This is a genomic window from Marinobacter sp. LM1 (genome assembly GCF_042763285.1).
Lineage (GTDB): Bacteria > Pseudomonadota > Gammaproteobacteria > Pseudomonadales > Oleiphilaceae > Marinobacter > Marinobacter nauticus.
In genome coordinates, this window is record NZ_CP114373.1 from 2,769,646 (window position 1) to 2,790,892 (window position 21,247).

At 57.7% G+C, this 21,247-nt stretch carries 9 protein-coding genes and 1 tRNA gene; all 10 read left to right on the forward strand.

The annotated features are described in order from the left end of the window. Positions 1–23 precede the first annotated feature (23 nt). The 10 genes from OZ656_RS13010 (at position 24) to OZ656_RS13055 (ending at position 21,231) form a co-directional block, all read left to right on the forward strand. Positions 24–2,867 carry an insulinase family protein gene (locus OZ656_RS13010; RefSeq protein ID WP_379944558.1) on the forward strand — a complete coding sequence of 948 codons (2,844 nt, stop codon included), beginning with the start codon at positions 24–26 and terminating at the stop codon, positions 2,865–2,867. A gap of 167 nt (positions 2,868–3,034) precedes the next feature. Next, a tRNA-Arg gene (locus tag OZ656_RS13015) sits at positions 3,035–3,111 on the forward strand. Between the two features lie 294 nt (positions 3,112–3,405). Further along, the gene (locus tag OZ656_RS13020; protein WP_136631987.1) at positions 3,406–3,663 is read left to right on the forward strand and encodes a hypothetical protein; all 258 of its coding nucleotides are present in this window, start codon (positions 3,406–3,408) and stop codon (positions 3,661–3,663) included. 15 nt (positions 3,664–3,678) lie between these two features. Then, complete coding sequence (locus tag OZ656_RS13025) at positions 3,679–3,894, forward strand: hypothetical protein (RefSeq protein ID WP_136631988.1); 216 nt, start codon at positions 3,679–3,681, stop codon at positions 3,892–3,894. A 315-nt stretch (positions 3,895–4,209) separates the two neighbouring features. Further along, positions 4,210–9,462, forward strand: a complete 5,253-nt coding sequence (locus tag OZ656_RS13030; protein ID WP_379944559.1) for a DEAD/DEAH box helicase — start codon at positions 4,210–4,212, stop codon at positions 9,460–9,462. Further along, the gene (locus tag OZ656_RS13035; RefSeq protein ID WP_136631989.1) at positions 9,459–12,314 is read left to right on the forward strand and encodes a helicase-related protein; all 2,856 of its coding nucleotides are present in this window, start codon (positions 9,459–9,461) and stop codon (positions 12,312–12,314) included. Before OZ656_RS13030 ends, OZ656_RS13035 begins: the two co-directional genes overlap by 4 nt. Before the next feature lie 121 nt (positions 12,315–12,435). Continuing rightward, complete coding sequence (locus OZ656_RS13040) at positions 12,436–13,113, forward strand: Abi family protein (RefSeq protein WP_136631990.1); 678 nt, start codon at positions 12,436–12,438, stop codon at positions 13,111–13,113. After that, positions 13,110–17,345 carry an Eco57I restriction-modification methylase domain-containing protein gene (locus OZ656_RS13045; protein WP_375193129.1) on the forward strand — a complete coding sequence of 1,412 codons (4,236 nt, stop codon included), beginning with the start codon at positions 13,110–13,112 and terminating at the stop codon, positions 17,343–17,345. Before OZ656_RS13040 ends, OZ656_RS13045 begins: the two co-directional genes overlap by 4 nt. Continuing rightward, the gene (locus tag OZ656_RS13050; protein ID WP_375172517.1) at positions 17,342–19,996 is read left to right on the forward strand and encodes an AAA family ATPase; all 2,655 of its coding nucleotides are present in this window, start codon (positions 17,342–17,344) and stop codon (positions 19,994–19,996) included. The genes OZ656_RS13045 and OZ656_RS13050 overlap by 4 nt, the downstream gene beginning before the upstream one ends. Further along, positions 19,993–21,231 (forward strand): McrC family protein, encoded by a 1,239-nt coding sequence (locus tag OZ656_RS13055; protein ID WP_136631993.1) that lies wholly within the window; start codon positions 19,993–19,995, stop codon positions 21,229–21,231. Before OZ656_RS13050 ends, OZ656_RS13055 begins: the two co-directional genes overlap by 4 nt. Positions 21,232–21,247 lie beyond the last annotated feature (16 nt).

Consider the following 21,247-nt stretch of genomic DNA (forward strand, 5'->3'; position numbering starts at 1 on the left):
GCCATTCCGGAACCCGAGGCACCATGACTTCGAAACATCCGTTACCTGTTCGATCTCGCTACGCTCTGCTACAGAGGCTGTTGCTGGTCGTCACCGTGTTACTGGCTCCACTGGCGACAGCCAGTGTGTCACCCACCCAAAGTCCCAATGATCCGAACCAGTATCGGTTCATCGAACTCGACAATGGCTTGCGGGTGATCCTCGCTTCGGACCCGGAAACCGACAAAGCCGCCGCCTCCATGAACGTTGCCGTGGGCAGCGGAAACGACCCGAAAGAGCGGGCTGGCCTGGCGCACTTTCTCGAGCACATGCTGTTTTTGGGCACCGAGAAGTACCCGGAGGCAGGCGAATACCAGCAATTTATTCGCAGCCACGGCGGCAGTCATAACGCGTTCACAGCGTTTGAGGACACCAACTATTTCTTTGATGTCGAAGCAGAGTTTCTGGAGCCGGCACTGGACCGGTTCGCCCAACAGTTCTCTGCTCCCCTGTTCACCCCGGAACTGGTGGATCGTGAGCGCAATGCCGTGCACTCGGAGTACAGCTCCAAACTCAAGGATGACGGACGGCGCCTGCTCTCTGTCAGGAAGGCTGCGGGCAATCCGGATCATGCCTTCAGCCAGTTTGCAGTCGGCAACCTCGAGACCCTGGAAAACACCGAAGACAACCCGCTTCGGCCTGACCTGATTCGTTTCTGGGAAGAAAACTATTCGGCGAACATCATGACCCTGGCAGTCTACGGCCCACAGCCGCTGGATGAGCTGGAACGCATGGTGCAGGAGCGCTTTGGCGCCATCGCCAACCGTAACCTTGAACCCAAGGTTCACCCTCACCCGCTGTACGACACCTCCCGGTTGCCAGAGAAAGTGACAGCCGAGACGTTGAAAGACAATCGCAGCATGACGCTGTCTTTCCCGATCCCCTCTCAGCAGCGTTACTATAAAAGTAAACCCGCAGCCTACGTTGCCAACCTGCTGGGCCACGAAGGCCCCGGCAGCCTGTTTGACGTTCTGAAACGCGCAGGCCTGGTAGAAAGCCTCTCCGCAGGTTCAGGAATGGACACCGGTGAACATGCCACCCTGGACATCAGCATGTCGCTTACCCGGGAAGGCCTGGAACATCAGGACGAGATCATTGCCCTCACCTTTGAGTACATAGATCGTATTCGCGAAGACGGCATCAGTGAGCAACGTTTCAACGAAATGCGCCAGCTGGCCATGATTGATTTCCGTTTCCGGGAACGCGCTGAAGCACAAAGCGAAGCTATGCGCCTGTCCAGGCTTCTCAAGGACTATCCGCCGGAGGACGTGCTGAGCGCGCCCTGGCTGCTGGAACGCTATGCCCCCGAGCAATACAGGGCAATCCTCGATCAGCTGACACCAGACAACCTTAAAGTCTGGGTTGCCGCCCCGAACCTGGACGCGAGTGAGCCAAAGTATACTCAGTGGTATCAAACGCCCTGGGTCAGAGCAGCCCTCGACATCGACAACATGACCGCCCCCAGCCTGGCTGAACAACTTTCCCTGCCCGAGCCCAACCCCTTTGTTCCGGAAAACCTCGAGCTGGTGGCGGGGCACAGCATGGCTCAGCCGGAGAAAATTGCCGAACTGGAGGGCCTGGATATCTGGTACGCCCGGGATACCCGTTTCGGCGCCCCGAAAGCCAACCTGTTTGTCAGCCTGAGAACGCCGGTCGCGCGGCAATCCGCCCGGAGTTCCGTGCTCACACGGCTACTGGTAGACGCCATTAATACCAACCTCAACGCTTGGGCGTATTCTGCCCGGCTGGCCGGGCTGGACTACAGTGTCTACCCCCACCTCCGTGGCGTTACCATCCGTGTAGGCGGTTACAACGACAAGCTGCACAAGCTGGTTAACCAGATACTACTGGAGTTCGCCAATCCCGGCCTTACCGAACAGCGATTCAGGATCGCGCGCCAGAACCTGATTGATGCTCTGGAAAACAAGAGCAAAGAACGGCCGGTGCAACAGACTTCGGAATTTGTCCAAACCGCCTTGCTGGAAGGCACGTTTCCCGTGGAGGACCGCCTGGCCGCAGCGCGCGATATCACACTGGAGGAGCTGAGAGGCTTTGCTGACAGTTTCCTGGCCCGCACCGATCCCGTCATGCTCGCCCATGGCAACCTGACCCAGGCCAGTGCCTTGAATATGGCCAGACAGGTTCAGGCTCTGGTACTCGCCGATCACCAGCGTACAAACGTGGATCGGGCGCGAATTCGCCAGCTGCCTCAGGGCCAGACCGGCGCGCATCTGGCCGTTGAGCACCCCGATACCGGCTACACCTTATACCTGCAGGGCAACAACACTTCCTACGCGGAGCGGGCCCGGTACCGGCTACTGGCACAAATCATCAGCAGCCCGTTCTATGAGGAAATCCGGACCACGCGCCAGCTCGGTTACATCGTCTACGCGACCGCGTTCGAGATTCTGGAAACGCCGGCACTCGGGCTGGTTGTGCAATCCCCGTCCGCAGACGCACAAGCCATCGACGCAGCCGTTGAGGAGTTCAGCCAGGCTTTCGCGCAACAACTGGCGGAGATGGATAACACCCGGCTTGCGCGGGAAAAACAGGCAGTGATCAGCCAATTGCTGGAGCGTGACCGGCAACTGGGCGAAGTGTCCAGCCGTTACTGGCGGGAGATCGACCGGGAAAATACCAAGTTCAATAGTCGGGAAGTCCTGGCTGATGCCATTCAGAAAGTCTCGTTGGAGGAGCTGAAAGAAACCTTCGAACAGGCCATGCTTGAACGGCAACGTGCTCTGCTGGTCACCACCGGCGGCGATGCCGTGAATGATGATGCGATCCTTCAGACCCTGCGGGACCTGGGCCCTGTGCCGAAGGATTGACGGGAGAGATTACGAACCCGCCCGGCCATACTTCAGAGGCCGGGGCTATGATAGTCAGCGACTACCCACGTGATCTACCCGGAAACGGCAAGACAGTGTGAACAAATGAAAAATGACAGCCTTGAGCCCGCTGCCTCGGGCCGTTATCATACCGCCTCCTTTGCGATGCCCCCGTAGCTCATCTGGATAGAGCGATCCCCTCCTAAGGGATAGGTAGCAGGTTCGAGTCCTGCCGGGGGTACCATCCCAGCATTAAAATCAAATAGTTAGAATCGAAAATCCGATTAACCCACCAACCTACCCCTCAACCCCAAAACGATCAATTTTTAGCCAAAAATTTTACTCACCAGCCACCTAGTTTTTACGACTTGGCGATCGCCGTTCGTCAATAGGGGCGATATCTCTCTGTTTTGCCTGACATTCAAGCACACGGTCCGGCCAAAATCTATTTGCTTGCTAGAACGACGAAATGGGGTAACGTCGAAATAGGTCTCGAATTGCGTGACCAATTCAAGAAGCAAGCAGAGGATATTCCAAAATGATGAAACACTTGATTGAACAGATTACCGACCTGCTCAAACAGGCCAACGCTCTGGCGGAGACTCTCGACAATTTCGAGCTGAGCAAAGCCGAGGTGCGGGTGTCGTGCACGGACGGCACCAGCCTGGTGATCGGCGACAATCTCCAGAACTACAGCGATGGCACCACCGGTGACAGCTCCTTGTCACAGCTGACACCGGCGACCGCCAGCCCGGCGGACCAGTTGGGCACTATCAAAAAGAACGTCTGGTTCTGATTGGAGGGATTCAATATGGACTTCATGAAAAAGACCCAGAACCTGGCGGCCACGCTCACCAAAGAGTTCAATTGCGAAGAGATCAATCTCACCGTCCAGATGCGACGGGGCGAGGACTGGATTACGCTCGATCTTTTCCAGAACTCTGAGGAGCCAAATAAGTTCTACGCGACCGTTGACTACTCTTCCAGCCAGCACCCTCAACTTGGTGCGGGGAAAACCATGCACTGAGGCGTCACAAAAAAACCACCCTCCGATTCCAATTTCGCGAGGGTGGGCATCGGTCAGCTAGAGTCATAAATAGACACCCGCACGATTTTTGTCTCCAGCAACGATACTTAAATCAGCCAGCGTTTACTCGCGGATGCATCGCGCGCTTCTTCAAATCTCACCTCGTCGCATGTAGGGCTGCTAATATGCCCTTGATCTATCCACGTTTTCTCCTGAAACTTTGGTAGACTTTCGGAGCTAGTCTAAATCGCTCAATGCCAACAGTATTCTGCCTGCTGGGGCACCAATAATAAGGCAAGGGAGGCGCCAAGCCTGATGGACGTTTTTGAATTTCGGGACAAGCTGGTCGGTGACTACCGAGACTTTACCCGCTCATTTATTCAACCCAGGGCTGAGGACATTAGCACCTTCCTGGACAGTGAATACGATGGAGGCCGTTATTGGCCCTCCCCACTGATTCAGATCAACCCGTCCTACGTCACCACGGGCACCGTCGACTCCCTAGCCTCCGAGGGCATCCTCACGCCCATTACCGCCAGCATCTTCCGGTTCGGCAAGAGCGCCACTTCCTCTGGAGTGCCTGCAACGCTCTACAAGCACCAGCGAGAGGCTATTGATTGTTGCCAGCGCAATGAGCCCTACGTTCTGACCACAGGCACTGGCTCGGGCAAGTCTCTCTCCTACTTCATCCCCATGGTTGATGCGATCGTCCGGGATAAGCAGCAAGACCCCACTCCTCGAATTCGCGCTATTGTTATCTACCCAATGAACGCTCTGGCGAACAGCCAGAAGGAAGAACTGGAAAAATTTCTATCTGACTACGCCGATGACACCCGGCCTATCAGCTACGCCCGCTACACCGGTCAGGAAGACCAGGAAGAGCGGGAAAGGATCATGCAGAATCCTCCCGACATTATCCTGACCAACTACATGATGTTGGAACTGCTGATGACCCGGCAGAACGAACGGGACAAGGCAGTTATCAGGCACTCCAATGGGCTTCAGTTCCTGGTACTGGACGAACTGCACACCTACCGCGGCCGCCAGGGTGCCGATGTTGCGATGCTAGTCCGCCGTGTTCGGGAACGGATGAATCTGGGTCTGATCTGCATCGGCACATCCGCCACCATGGCAACCGATGGCACCCGGGAAGAGCGTCAGGCCAAGGTAGCTGAGGTTGCCTCCAAGATGTTTGGCCAGAAAGTGCCTCCGGCGAACATCATTGGCGAAACCTTGCAGCGCCAAATTCCAGGAGACATGCCGGATAAAGCCGCACTTGCAGCGGCACTGCAACAACTGCTCCCGGCGCAGATCGATTTCGACACTCTACGAAAGCACCCTGTCGCCGCCTGGGTGGAACTCACTCTCGGCATTGTTAAAGAAGAAGGGATGTGGGTCCGAGCAAAACCCAAGACACTCGAAGAAGCGGCGGACCTGCTGAGTCAGGCCTCTGGCCTTGCCCCCGAACACTGCCAGCGTTACCTCGCACAGTTCCTGTTACTGGCCTACCGCACCAGAGACATAAACGATAAACCACTGTTTGCGTTCCGCCTGCACCAGTTTATCTCGGGTGCAGGCGACCTCTACGCCACACTCGAAGAGCCGGGTAAACGCACCCTCGATCTACATGGCCAACAATACGTTCCTGGTGATCGCTCTCGGCGCTTTTACACCGTGCATTTCTGCCGTAGTTGCGGCCAGGATTACTACCCTGTCTGGCATAAACAAAATGATGAAACCGGCGAACTCGGATTCCAGCCCAGAGACATCAAGGAAACGTCTGCAGAAGAGGAAGACACAGGCTACGGCTTTGTCATGCTCGGTCACTGGAACGAAGAGGACTACCCGGAAACCTGGTTGGACTTCAAGAAAGACCCACCCAAAATAAAGTCTTACTATTCCAAGTTCCGCCCCCAGGAGATTCACGTCCTGCCCAGTGGCACCCAACACTTACAAGGCGCGCGCGGCTATTATCTACCCGGCGGCTTCCGGTTCTGCCTGAACTGTGGCCAGGCGCACAGCTCCGGACGCGACTGGACCCGACTCGGCTCTTTATCAGCGGAAGGTCGGAGTTCGGCCACCACAACCCTCACACTGTCGTCACTGAGATACCTTCTGGGCGCTGATAATGAGCTGGCGGATGAAGCCAGAAAGCTGCTTGGATTCAGCGACAACCGACAGGATGCTGCGCTCCAGGCCGGCCATTTCAACGATTTTATGCAGATCCTGCTGGTTCGAGCCGGTGTTCTTGCCTCTCTTGAGCAACAAGATGGTGCGCTGTTAACCGACCGGGACCTCGCCCAGCACATCTTCAATGCCCTGGGAATGGACAGTAACGACCCCGCCATCCGGGCAGACTACCTCCAAAACCCAGAGCAACGTATTCCCCGGCTCAAGCGTGATGCCGAGGAAGCCATGCGCAACGTACTGGGCTACCGGGCATACCACGACCTGCGCCGTGGCTGGCGTTTCACAGTGCCGAACCTCGAACAATTAGGTTTGCTGGAAATAGCCTACGACGGACTGACAGAACTGACAGAAGATGACAGCGTTTGGGAAAAGTCCCCCGATATGCTTGCAAAGGCAACCCCTGCAGTTCGTTATCAGGTGTGCAAACTGGTACTGGATGTCATGCGCAAAAACCTGTGCATCCGTACCCGTTACCTGGACCACCTGCAGCACGAGCAATGGGTAAACCTTGCCACTACCCATCTGACAGAGAAATGGCAGCTTGGCAGCGCAAGAGACATGGCGAAAGGCAGCCACGCCATCATCGGCCGCCGACCAAAGGGGCGGGAGTTCGACCTCGTTTCATTGGGCAGCCGGTCCCGTCTTGCCCAGGAGCTCAAAAAGCCAGGTATTTGGGGCAATGCTCCTTACGAGCCCCTGAACGATAAGAACTGGCCGGCGCTCATCGAAGCACTGCTTCAGGCACTGGAAACCTACGGATTGATTGAAGCCGAAACCGTCGATAAAGAGCTCAGCGGTTACCAGTTGATTGGGGAAGTTCTAGTCTGGAAACGTGGCAGTGGAACTCCGGAGCGCGATCCCCTCGCACCGGCCATTGCCAACAACCCTTACTTCACCGCGCTCTACCAGGCTGTCGCAGATAGCCTGAAACATCAGCACCATGATTGGTTCCAGTTCCTGGCGCACGAACACACCGCACAAGTTGATCCAGAAGACCGCGAAGATCGGGAACGTGCATTCCGATCCGGTGAGCTGAGGGTTATGTTCTGCTCCCCGACCATGGAGCTGGGTGTAGATATCAGCTCCCTGAACACGGTCTACCTACGAAACGTTCCGCCAACACCGGCGAACTACGCCCAGCGCAGCGGCCGAGCCGGCCGCTCTGGCCAGCCAGCACTGGTAGTCACCTATTGCGCTGCACAAAGCCCGCACGACCAATATTTCTTCCGCGAACCCAGACGCATGGTGCACGGGCAAGTGACCCCGCCCATGCTGGATCTCGCAAACGAAGAACTGGTCAGCAGTCACCTGTTCGCCACCTGGCTATCTGAAACGGGAACTCGATTACCAGCCGCTATCAACGAACTGATCGACGTAACCGAAGAGGGCATGCCAATCAGTGAGAGCTATGCCGACTCCCTGGCCGACGAAAAGGCGCTTGCCGGTGCCCAACAACGCGGCAAGCGGCTGATGCAGCTGCTCGGCGATGCGCTAGCGCCGGCCCAAGGCGTATGGCTCAACAGCCAGGAGCCGCTGGAAGTAGCTGCATCAGGGTGGGCAGATAAACGCCTTCAGCAGGCCATGGCAAGGCTCAACGACTGCTTCACTCGCTGGCGCGATCTTTATAGATCCACGTTGAAACAGATCGAGGAAGCCAATCGCTTGATGACCAGCCCGGCCAGCAGCAAGCGGGAGCGGGATATTGCAAAAAGGCGCTGGGAGGAAGGTTCCATTCAGTTCAGTCTGCTTCAGGATAACAGCAAGCGGCAGTCAGACTTTGAAACCTACCGTTATCTGGCTGGCCAGGGTTTCCTTCCAGGCTACAACTTCCCCCGCCTGCCGCTGGCGGCCTTTATCCCCGGCACCCGAACCAGTCGGCGGGAAAATCATAACCGTGTCTTGTCACGGCCCCGGTTCCTGGCGATTTCGGAATTCGGTCCGCTCAGCCTTATTTACCACGAAGGCCAGCAGTACAGAGTTAAACGGGTCATTCTCGGCGCCGTGGATCAGCAACAAGTGACAGAGGCCAAGCTACCCGAGCAGCAGGCCAAAATGTGCGGACATTGTGGTTACGGGCACTTCAACGAGCAACTTGACCTGGATTTGTGCGTCGCCTGCCAGACACCGCTGTCGGAAGGGAAAATGGTGCACAACCTTTTCCGAATTGAAAACGTGGCCACGCGTCCAGTAACCCGCATCACTTGCGACGAAGAAGAGCGCATGCGCCAGGGCTACGACCTTCGCACCACGCTCCAGTACCCAGAAGAGAACGGTGTTCTGAAAGCTGTGCGCAGCAACATGCAACAGGGCGATGACCCGCTCGCTGAGATGGAGTATGCGCAACAAGCCCACATCTGGCGCATCAACCTGGGCTGGAAACGACGCAAAAATAAAGAAATTGACGGGTTCATGATTGACCCGCTCAATGGCACCTGGCTGAAAGACGATGAACAGGGTGGCAACGAAGACAACGAGGCCGACGAACCGGTGAATCAGCGCCAGCGTATTTCTCCCTTCGTCACCGATCGGCGCAATGTCCTGGTAATTCGGCCAAGACTGGCCATGTCGCCTACCACGGCAGCCACGCTGCAATATGCGATCAAACGCGGCATTGAGCTCAATTTCCAGCTGGAAGAAAGCGAGCTGATGGCAGAGCCCCTGCCAAACATGCATGAGCGCAATGCACTGCTCTTTTATGAAGCTGCCGAAGGCGGTGCGGGGGTATTGACGCGCCTTGCCACAGAACCCTCTGCGTGGCGCCAGGTGGCTGAAACCGCCCTGGAGCTAATGCACTGGCAGCGCCCGGATGACACCGTTGCCTGGCATGAGTTGCCTCAAAGCCAATGGCAAGACACCAACGCCAGCTGTGAGGCGGGCTGTTATCGCTGCATCCTCAGCTACTTCAACCAACCAGATCACGAAAACATCGACCGCCGCGACCAGGAAGCCCTCCAGTGGCTTGCCCAGCTAACAGAAATGACGCTGGAAACAGGCTCTGGCGGCAATCGGCCAGCGGATCAGGCGGCGCAACTCAAACGAGCCAGCGGAAGCAGTCTTGAGCAAGCCTGGCTGGATGCACTCCAGCGCTATTCACTGCGCCAACCGGATGCGGCACAGCCTTACCTCAAAGAGTTCAATGTACGGCCGGACTTCGCCTACCGCGATAGCCGGGCCCTGATCTTTGTAGACGGCCCCCATCACGACCACGAAGACCGCCGCATGATCGACCAGCAACAAACACGGGATCTTGAAGACGCGGGCTTCCTGGTGTTGCGCTTCCCCAAAGAAACCAACAGCTGGCCCGCCTTATTTGCGCGCCATCCGGATGTATTCGGCACCATGACTGAACCAGCTAAACGGGAGACTTCCGACTCATGAATGCACCAGCCACATCACCCGCTTATAACCCGGGCAGCATTGTCAGGGCGCGCGATCGGGAGTGGGTTGTGCTCCCGGAGTCTGCCGGTGACGACCTTTACCTGAGAGCCCTGGGTAGCGGAGATGACGACCGCATACGACTGCTGGCGGCACTTGAGCGCGTGGAGCAGGCCCTCTTCCCTGCACCGCACCCTGAGGATGCCCGCGAAGGTAACCAGCAGTCCGGCCAATTACTGCGCGATGCCATGCTGCTGAAGCTTCGGGCTGGTGCCGGGCCTTTCCGGGCCATTGGCAACCTGGCATTCGAACCAAGGGCCTACCAACTGGTGCCTCTGCTAATGGCACTCAAACAAGAGGTAGTGCGTCTGCTGATTGCCGATGACGTGGGTATCGGTAAAACCATCGAGGCTGGGCTGATTCTGCGGGAACTGATCGACCGCGGCGAGGTAAAAGGCTTCACTGTACTTTGCCCGCCCCACCTGTGCGAACAGTGGCAGGAGGAGCTGAGCGAAAAATTCCACCTGCGCCCGGTTATTGTCAGCCGCCACACAGCCGCCCGGCTTGAGCGAGGCCTGCTACAAAGCGAATCCCTGTTCCAGCACTACCCTTACACGGTGGTCAGCCTGGACTACATAAAATCCAACCGTCGCCGGGACGAATTCCTCAGCAGCTGCCCAGATTTCGTGATCGTAGACGAAGCCCACACCTGCGCCCAGGGCAGTGGCCAGGGCCGGCACCAACGCTATGCCCTGCTCAAAGGGCTGGCTGAAAAGGCTACTCGCAACCTGCTCTTGCTGACAGCCACGCCACACAGCGGCGATGAGCAAGCATTTCAGAACCTTCTTGGTTTGCTCGATCAAGAATTCGCCACCCTGACGCGCCTGGACGACAGTCGAAACCCCATTCGCAGGCGCCTTGCCAAGCATATGGTTCAGCGTCGCCGTCAAGATATCGCCGAATGGCAGGACAATACCCAGTTCCCGGATCGCGAGGTGGCTGAAACGGCCTACCGCATGCAAGGCGATTGGATGGGGCTGTTTCAGGATGTCGTCAATTACGCCAGAGAGCTGGTAGACCGCGCCGAGAACCTGGATCAATTCCAGCAGCGCCTGCATTGGTGGGCCGCCCTGGCCTTGCTGCGCTGCATTTCCTCGTCACCTGCGGCGGCCGTTCGAACACTCCAGAACCGGATAGACCGCTCCATCCAGCCAGAAGCAGACTCCGCAAAAGCCATCGATACTCTGGACGAGCTGGGCAACAGAACCATTCTGGACAGCAGTGACGAAAGCCAGGACGACCTGGAACCCAGCGCCCAGGTTGAGGACGTGCCTTTGCTGCAACAACTGATTGCACGAGCCGCCAGCCTGCAAGGCCCAAAGGCCGACCCCAAGCTGAAGCAGATGATTGCCCGGCTCAAACCCATGCTTGAAGAAGGCTTCCGGCCCGTCATTTTTTGCCGTTACATCCCAACGGCGCATTATGTGGCAGAGCACCTGGCCAAAGCGTTTAAGGGGTACAACGTTCAGTGTGTCACCGGCGAGCTGCACCCGGCCGAGCGCGAAGAGCGTGTAGAAGCGCAGGCCAACGAGGACGAGCCACCCATTCTTGTCGCCACCGACTGTCTGTCAGAGGGTATCAATCTGCAAGAGCACTTTGATGCTGTCATCCACTACGATCTGGCCTGGAACCCCACCCGCCATGAGCAGCGAGAAGGCCGCGTAGACCGGTTCGGACAGCGCACTCCGGTGGTAAAAGCGCTGATGATCTATGGAGATAACAACCCTGTAGACGGAGCAGTGCTGCGAGTGATCATCCGCAAAGCTGAAGCCATCCGCAAAGCACTGGGGGTCAGCGTGCCCATGCCCGAAGACGAAAACCGGGTGACTCAGGCCATCATGCAGACGGTTCTGCTCACCCGCGGCCTGGACAGCGGCATGAGCCAGATGGGCCTGGGGCTGGAGGACGTCGAAACCCTGGACGACATAGAACAACAAGTGGACGTAAGCTGGGAAAGTGCTCGGGACAAAGCCAAACGCAACCGCACCATCTTTGCCCAGCAAGCCATCCATCCGGAAGAGGTGCTGCCGGAATGGCAGCGTATGCAGGAGGTTCTGGGCAGCCAGGCTGACGTGCAGCGCTTCATTACCAAAGCTCTGGCGGCATTGCGGGCACCGCTTCAACCCCACAGGCAACACTACCGCATGAGCTGGAGTGAACTGCCAGCGGCCATCCAGCAAAGACTGGAAGGGCATGGCATCCGCAGACTGGATCAGATCGGATTTACGCTACCGCTACCACGAGATGTGGCTTACATTCACCGCAGCCACCCTCTGGTCACCGTACTGGCGGATGAACTGGCCGAACGCGCCCTGGAATCGGAAGACCTGCCTGCCGCAGACCGCCCCGCCCGCCGGGCGGGCGCCATCACCACTAATCAGGTCAATCAACGCACCATCATCGCCCTGCTGCGTTTACGCACCAACCTGGTGGTAGAGCGGGAAGGTAATCGCCGGGAAATGCTGGCGGAAGAAGCCGTAACCGTCGTGATGGAAGGCAACCAGATGCCCCGCCAGCTCAGCACAGAGGAAGCGGTGTCACTGTTTAACCTGGATGCGACACAAAATACCACGCCCGATGTGCGCGAGCGCGCCGTTAAGCAGGCTCTGGAGCGTCTTCAGGAACAACAATCGGCTCTGGATGACATTGCCCGCGGGCATGGCCAACAACTCCTGCAGGATCACCGAAGGGTGCGGGATTCAGAACGGGAGGGCCGCGGTACTTTCCAGGTTAACCCACAACTGCCAGCCGACATTCTGGGCGTGTACGTACTAATGCCAGAGGTCGCGTTTTGATCAAGGAAGAAAAACAGAAGGGAGAAAAAAATAACCCCGGGTTCGTCACCAGTAGCAAGACTGGGAGAGGAATAGCCCGGGGACTGTGCGAACAGTATAACCGGTTGAGAGGTCATGCTCAATGACTAACCAGCTGGACTCACTGATCGCCGGCCTGTCTCCCCAGCGGCTGGGGCCCTATCTGGCCTACAGCCAGGGTGACTACCGCCTTGCAATGGCACATTACCACTGGAACCTGCGCCTGAGCGAGGCTTTATACCCGTTACTGCACCTCAATGAAGTGGTGTTCCGCAATGCCATGCACCGGGCCCTCAGCACAGAGTTTGATACCGAAAACTGGTTCCAGGGCCTGTGGCTTCACAAGCGCGAGCAGCGCTCTATCGAGAAAGTGATCGCCGAACTGCGCAAGCGAGACAACGAGCAGCCCATCAATCCGGACCAGGTCGTGTCAGAGCTGACGTTCGGGTTCTGGTGCAGCCTGTGCGACACCCGGTATGAGCACAAACAGATTCTCTGGCCCAAACTGCTGCGCCACTCACCGCTGAGACAACTGCCGAAGCGCCAGCGGCAAAGAAAAGAGCTCAGCCGAGCCGTCAACCGATTGCGACAACTCCGGAACCGGGTATTTCACCACGAACCCATCTGGCACTGGAAAGACCTGCCTCGTCGCCATACCGATGCCATAGAACTGCTGCAATGGTTCAACCCGGAAGCGGCGCGGGTACTCGAACATACTGACCGTTTTAACGAGATCTACCAGCAAGGCCCCACCGCCTTGATTCAGGAGCTTTATCCATGAGCAACACACAAGCCAACCAGAACGGCATTTTTACTCTGGAGGGCGGCCTGTTGCCCGCCGACCTATTCAACCAATTGGCAGGCCTCCAGCTGAAGGGGCAAACCGCAGCAGACTACAACATTCCCCAGGGCCTGACACTCCGGGACGAAATCGGCCGCTTCTGGCGTATTGCCCAGGCCAACTGGCAAAACTTTGACCAGCAACGCCAGCGCAGTGACCTTTCCAACCCGACCGCAGCCGCCCAGCACTGGCTCCAGAGCCTGCTGACCCAGGTATTTGGCTTTTCCGACCTGCACGCCTATTCCGAACCGCAAATGATCGACGAGCGCGGCTTCCCCATTACCCATCATGCCTTCGGTAGCCGGGTACCCATGGTGTTTTGTGCACCGGGCGACAAAGCCCTGGATACCGCCGACCCACGCTTCGGACACGAAGGCCGCCGGCGCAGCCCCACCGGCCTGCTGCAGGAATACCTGAACGCCAACGACCAGGCGCTATGGGGCTTGGTCAGCGACGGCCAACGCCTCCGCATTCTGCGCGACAACCCCTCAATGACCCGGCCAGCCTATATAGAAGTGGATCTGGCCACGTGCTTTGCCGAGGAACAGCTGCCGGAGTTTCGTATTCTTTGGCTGCTGCTACACGCCAGCCGCTTTCAGCCGGGCACCAATAGCGATGGCGAAATAGCACCCAGCCAATGCTGGCTGGAGCAATGGCGCGCCGAGGCGGAAGAACAGGGCGAACGGCTGCTGGACAAGCTGCGCGTGGGCGTTACCGAAGCGCTGGGTGCATTGGGTAACGGTTTCCTGCGTCACCCGCAAAACGACGAACTCCGCCAGCAGTTTGAATCCCGTGAGCTGGATGCTCAAACCTATTACCAAGAGCTGCTGCGCATGGTGTATCGCATGCTCTTCCTGCTGCGGGCAGAAGCGCGGGACCTGCTGCATCCGGAAGGGAGTGACCCACTGGCCCGGGAGCGCTATCGGGAAGGCTACAGCCTGGATGTGCTGCGCCGGGCGGCCCGCAAGCCCCATCGCTTTGAAGCCCGCCATCACGATCTCTGGCTGACGGTGCAACACACCATGAACGGCCTGGCTTCCGGCCAGCCCCTACTGGCACTCCCGGCCCTGGGCGGCCTGTTTGGCAATGATCAGTGCCCCAACCTCGACAACGCACTGATCGATAACCAGTCCTTGCTCAAAGCCATCAAGGCCCTCACCTGGCACCCCAGCGAGACCAGCAACAGCCTGGTGGCCACCGACTACGCCAATATGGATGCCGAAGAACTGGGCTCGGTGTACGAAGCCCTTCTGGAACTGGTACCGGCCATTACCACCACGCCCTGGCAGTTCAGCTTTATCGGCCTGGATGAGAGCAATACCACTGCCGGAAACCTTCGCAAGTTGACCGGCTCCTACTACACGCCGGATGTGCTGGTACAGTCACTGATTGATACCGCCCTCAAACCGGTGATTCGTGAGCGCCTGGCGGATAACCCGGACGAACCGCGCCAGGCCCTGCTCGATCTGCGCGTGGTAGACCCGGCCTGTGGCTCCGGCCATTTCCTGCTGGCGGCCACCCGCACCCTGGCCCGGGAACTGGCACAACTGGATGCCGAGGGCAGCGAACCCACGCCGGCCCAGTTCCAGCACGCCCTACGCGAGGTGGTACAACACTGCATATTCGGGGTAGACGTGAACCCCATGGCCGTGGAGTTGTGCCGCACAGCACTGTGGATGGAAGCCCTGGAGCCCGGCAAACCGCTGACCTTCCTCGACAGCCACATCCAGTGTGGCAATGCTTTGGTTGGCGTGTATGACCCCACTGTGCTGGAAACCGGCATACCCGACGATGCTTTCAAAGCCCTGGAGGGCGACGACAAGGCGCTGCTGAAAGACCTGAAGAAAACCAATAAACAGCAGGCCCAAACCCTGGCGATTGATTTGCGCATCAACGCCCAGCAACTCGCTGCCGTGGAGGAACTACCGGAAGAATCCCTGGATGAGGTGCTCAACAAGCGTCAGCAATGGCAGGCCGCCCAGCAAAGCCAGGAAGCCCGTCGCGCCCGACTATTGGAAGACCTGTGGACCGCTGCGTTCTTTGTCCCGAAGAACCAGGGCTACGCCAACCGCATTCCGGATAACGGTGCACTGAAGGCGGCCCACCGGGGCGAACTCAGCCCCGAAGTGGAAGCGGAAGTTCGGCTGCGCGCAGAACAGAACCGTTTCTTCCACTGGCCACTGCAATTCCCGGAAGTATTCAACCGGGGCAACGCAGGTTTTGATGTGGTGCTGGGCAACCCGCCTTGGGAGCGCATCAAGCTTCAGGAACAGGAGTTTTTCGCCTCCCGGTCCCCTGAAATCGCTACGGCACCCAACGCTGCAGCCCGCCGAAGAATGATTCAGGCGCTGGAGTCGAGCAACAGCGAACACGATCAAGCCCTGCACCGGGACTTCTTTGAGGCTCGACATGCTGCGGAAGCTGCGAGCCAGTTTGTGCGCGGCAGCACACGCTTTCCCCTGACCGGCACCGGTGATGTCAATCTCTATGCTCTGTTTGCCGAGTTGGCGTTGAACCTGACCGCCAGCCGTGGCCGAGCCGGTATCATCGTTCCTACAGGCATTGCTACGGACGACAGCACCAAGGCTTATTTTGAAGCCCTGGCTTCCGGCAAGCGATTGGCCAGTTTGTTCGATTTCGAGAATCGCGAAGGACTGTTCAAAGGGGTACACCGTAGTTACAAATTCAGCCTTCTAACCATCGCTGATCAGATTGATCACGCGGACCTGATGTTCTTCTCCACCCGGATTGAGCACCTGGACGACCAAGAGCGGCTGTTCCAATTGTCTCCGGAAGACTTCGCCCTAATCAACCCGAACACCCGCACCTGCCCGGTGTTCCGGGCGAAAAAAGACGCGGAGCTGACTCGTAAGCTGTATCGCCAAGCGCCGGTGTTGATGCAGGAGAACCCTGAAACCAATCCTTGGAATATCAAGTTCCAGGCGATGTTCCACATGTCCGCCGACAGCGATCTGTTCCGCACCTATCAGCAACTGGACGATCGAGGCGCCCAGCTCGAAGACAACCAATTCCACCTTGATGGCACCCGCTACCTGCCGTTGTACGAAGCCAAAATGGTGCACCACTACGACCATCGCTTTGCTACCTACGAAACAGACGGCGAAACTACCCGCGACACGACGGTAGCCGAAAAGCAGCAGACAGATTACGCCCCGCTTCCCCGGTACTGGGTGGAAGAGCGTGAGGTACTGCTGCGCACCGCCGATATGCCTCGTGTCGTGCTGGACGGCCTGAAAAAGCAGGACACCGCCAAGTTGGAGGAAGGCCTGCGCCAATGGTTGGCGGGCCAACTGCTGGTCCGTGAGCAGTTTGAAGAAGCCTCGCAACTGCTGGGTAGCCGGGTGACCAAACGCGGCACCACCGGCAACCTGTTCCAAGCCGCGGAGTTCACCAAAGATGGCCTGGCATCCCGCAAAATGGCTGAAGATCACCCGATGACCGATGCGGAGCTGGATGATTGGGTGGCGGCGTTTTCCGCACAGCAAGATTACGCAGTACTGGTGGAGGATCGTCTGAAGAGTCGAAGCCCTAGATACCTTCTCGGGTTCAGGGATATTACAAACGCCACAAACGAACGCACGACAATTGCCAGCTCAGTTCCTTTCGCCGGAGTCGGTAACAACTTCCCGTTATGTATTTTGCCTGTTACCACACCCGCAAATCTGGTTGCCGCGCTGCAAGGAAACCTTTCTACAATCGTCTTCGACTTCGTGACGCGGCATAAGGTTGGCGGCACCCACCTGAACTTTTTTATCGCGAAACAATTGCCAGTCTTACCGCCGAAAGCCTACTCTGAAGCCGACCTCAACTACATCGCCCCACGCGCTCTGGAACTCACCTACACCAGCCACGACCTCGCGCCCTTCGCCCGCGACCTGGGCTACGACGGCGAGCCATTCGCCTGGGAGCCAGACCGCCGGCACCAACTGCGCTGCGAACTGGATGCCTACTATGCCCGGCTGTACGGCCTGACCCGGGACGAACTGCGCTACATCCTCGACCCAGCTGATGTTATGGGCCCGGATTATCCATCTGTCACCTTCCCCGGCCTCAAGCGCAAGGAAATCGCCACATACGGCGAATACCTCACCCAGCGCCGGGTACTGGAAGCCTTTGATCAACTCGCCGCAACTGAAGGAACTCCGTCATGAGCCAGTACAATCCCCGTCATGACATCAAAGCTTTGCTAGAGGCCGCCCAGCTCTGGAAGGACCAATGCCTCCTGGATGACGGCCCTTTGCTGGGTGATGGCAAGTATTGGAGCAGTGCCAAACTGGCGGAGCTGGATCAGCGCTTTATTCAGAATCCCCAGGAGGGCGACGAGAGCTACTTCGACAAACTGGCGCTACAGCTGTCGGATGCCACCCCCGAGGCCATCAAATTGATGGCAGAGCTGAACTGGTTGTTGCTGTTGTTCTCCACCAACATCAAACCCGGTACCAAGCGGGATCTGGTGCGCAATATCTGGGAGTTATCCGGCGACACGCTACCAGAAAGCTGGCTACTGGAAGACGCGACCCTCTCAGGAGCCGGGAGTACAGGCACTGGCTACAACACCTTGCGGTGGCGTGAGTTAGTGTTCCTGATCGAAATGATGAAAGCTTTAAAGGCCCTGGCACCCGAGGCCCAACGCCAGACACTGGAAAGTCCCTGGTCTTTTGCAGACTGGCTGGAAAGCATTCCGGATGCCAGGGCAAGACAGTTTCGCCATATTATCTGTTTCCTGCTCTTTCCCGATCACTTTGAATCCATATCCGTGGGCAGTGACAAGAAAGAAATAGCCCGGGTGCTCGGCGACCTACCCAAAGCCAAGCTCAAGGCAATGAGCAACCGGGAAGTGGATGAAACCCTGCTGGAAATACGCAAGCAGTTGGAAGAGCAGGAGGAGCAAGGCGTTGATTTCTACGCCTCACCCTGGATCGACCAATGGCGACCGTCGCCTCGTGTTTGGTTAATGGCCTGGAACCCGGAGAACTGGGAGTGGAAATCCTTTCAGGATGACCGGCTTCGGGTTGCACGTGGCGAGAATGTCACCCTACCCTGGCGAACCGTCTCCAAGCAGTTGAAAGAAGGCGACACCGCCTACCTGGTGAGACTGGGTGAAGAGCCGAAAGGCCTGGTTGCCCGGGGCACCGTGACAAGTGAACCCTATGAAGATGTCCACTACGACCCGGATTTGGCGGACAAGGGCGAGAAAGCGCTGTATGTGGACATCACACTGACCGATCTGCGAGATCCAAAGGCCGAGCCCTACATCAGTCTAGCGGACCTGAAAGCCGGCACTGTGGATAGCCAGAACTGGACACCGCAAGGCTCTGGTATCGAAATCAAACCCAGGTCCGCGAAACTCGTGGCGGGCCTCTGGAACAAGTTGCCGCCTGTAAAGGTCGTGGAGGCTCATCAACCTACGTCTCGGCAACAGGCCATCAATATCGGCAGACCGGTGAATCAGATTTTCTACGGGCCACCCGGCACAGGCAAAACCCATCATTGGCGTAATCACATCCAGCCAAAATACGAACGGGCCGCCAGCCAGGTCTCAACGGGCGAATGGCTGGAGGAGCAGTTGGCCAATACGTCCTGGTGGGAGGCCGTGGCGCTGGCCCTCGCAGACCTGACCCAGAAGGGAAAAAGTGCAACGGTCAACGAACTGTTGCTGCACCCTTACTTCAAGGCAAAGACTCGGGTGCAAGGCCGTGTTGGCAGCAATAACCTCCGCGCCCAGTGCTGGGCCGCATTGCAGAGCCACACGGTAATGGAATCGGAAACCGTCAACTACTCACCGGATAAACGCCAGCCTCCGCTTATCTTTGACAAGAAACCCGGTGGACAGTGGATCTTCGCCGGCGATTGGGAGGAAGCCGGGGAAGGCTTGCGCGAGCAGCTCAAGAAACTACAGTCAGGACCTCAAAACGAGGAAACACGGATCAAACGCCACCTGACCGTGACCTTCCACCAATCTTACAGCTACGAGGACTTCGTAGAAGGCATCCGGCCTCAAACCACCGCCGAAGGCGGCATCAGCTATGAGGTACGAGATGGCCTGTTCAAAGCTTTTTGTAACCGGGCTCGGCAAGATCCGAATCAACGCTACGCTTTGTTCATTGATGAAATAAATCGGGGCAACATCTCCCGCATCTTTGGGGAGCTAATTACCCTGATCGAGGCCGACAAACGGGCCTGGTGGGATGAAGAAGGCCAACTGGTGGACGGCATGGAGATTACGCTGCCCTATTCTGGTGAACGCTTTGGTGTGCCGAAGAACCTGGATATCTACGCCACCATGAACACCGCTGACCGTTCCATTGCCCTGATGGATGCTGCACTACGTCGGCGGTTCCGCTTTATTGAGCTGATGCCGGAGCCCAAACAGATAACCGGTAATCAGGGGGATGGTTATATACCGGATGGCGAAGGGGGCCTGCTGAGCCTGCGTGATTTGCTGAATGCCATTAACCTGCGCCTGCGCTATCTGTTACACCGGGACCAGACCTTCGGGCATGCCTACTTCATGGAAGTAAAGGATATCGACAGCCTGCGCCACGCTATGGTGTACGACATTATCCCCATGCTGGCGGAATACTTCTATGACGACTGGCAGCAGATTCGCCGAGTGCTGGCGGACGACACAGCGCCGGCCGAGCATCAGATTATTACCCGCAAGATACTGGACCCCGGCCAGCTGTTTGCGGGCGCAGAGCTGGATCTGCCGGAGAAACCTGACTTCCGCGTGAAACAGCCAGGCGAGATCACGCCGGATGCCCTGCGCAAAATCTATGACTCATTGGAAATGCCCGCGTGAAACTCGTTAGTGCCGTTGAGCATGGCTGGCTGACCATCGGCAAGGAAGGCGATCTAACGGCGCCGGAGGCTGATGCGTTGGCCGCCGCAGAGAGCGTGCTTCCCAAGAACTGTCTTGAATGGGGCCGTAACCGGGTAAAGTTCCGGCAGTTCTGTGGCGTGGTGCAGGTTCAGCAGGTGCTGCAAATCGAAATTCTGCCCAAGGTCTTTCCGCATCAGACACCGGAACAGCAACGCACCACCCTGATCGAAATGCTGGACACCGCCGGCGACATCGAGGGGCTCAGTGCCCGGCAAGCGGGCCTGGGCACCAGCAATCACCGACTTCTGGATGTATTCATACGCCATTTTCTAAAGCTTCTCGAAGCGCAGCTTCAACAGGGCCTGCTTCGGGACTACCAGGATGTGGAGGATACGCTCGACCAGGTTCGAGGCCGGATCGACCTGATCCGCCAGCAACGGGAGAACCTGTTCAAGCCCCAGCGCCTCGCTTGCCGGTTCAATGAGCTGTTAGTGGATATTCCGGTGAACCGGCTCTTGCACACAGCCCTACTCTGTATGACTCATTTGGCAAGCTCGCCCATGCTTCGCCAACACATTCAGAGTATGCGGATGCGCTTTGGCGGCATCGGTGTCATTCACAAAGGCGATCACCTGCCCCGCGCCGACGACCTGAACCGGATGCAGCGTCGCTATGCCAGCGTGGTGGATCTGGCCCGACTGTTTATTGACGGCCAGTACCTGGACGCCCGGGCCGGCCACCAACAGGTTTACAGCCTGCTATTTGACATGAACCAGCTATTCGAGCGCTTTGTAGCCGTCAAACTTAGGCCAACCGTCCGAAAGATGGGCCTGCGCCTGATGGAGCAAGGCCCGCGCAAATACCTGGGCGAAGATGACTCCGGCAAAGGCCGGCTGTTGATGCGACCGGATATCAGCTTATTGGATGAACTGAACCGGCCGGTAGCCATTCTGGACACAAAATGGAAACTGCTGGAATCCAGTAACCCTCTGGCTTCTCTCTCCTCAGCGGATCTCTATCAACTGAGTACTTATGCTAGCGCCTACCGCTGTGACCAGGTGATGCTATTGTATCCTGAGCAATCGGGTTTTCGGGGGGAGTACCAGATGAGCTTGAACCTAGTAGATCGGCCCGTGAAGCTTACTGTGTTAGCGATGCCCTTGTGCGGAGAGGGCCTCTCGCTGCCTGTTCGGACAATAGAGGCATTCGTTTAGAGAATAGCGCCATAGC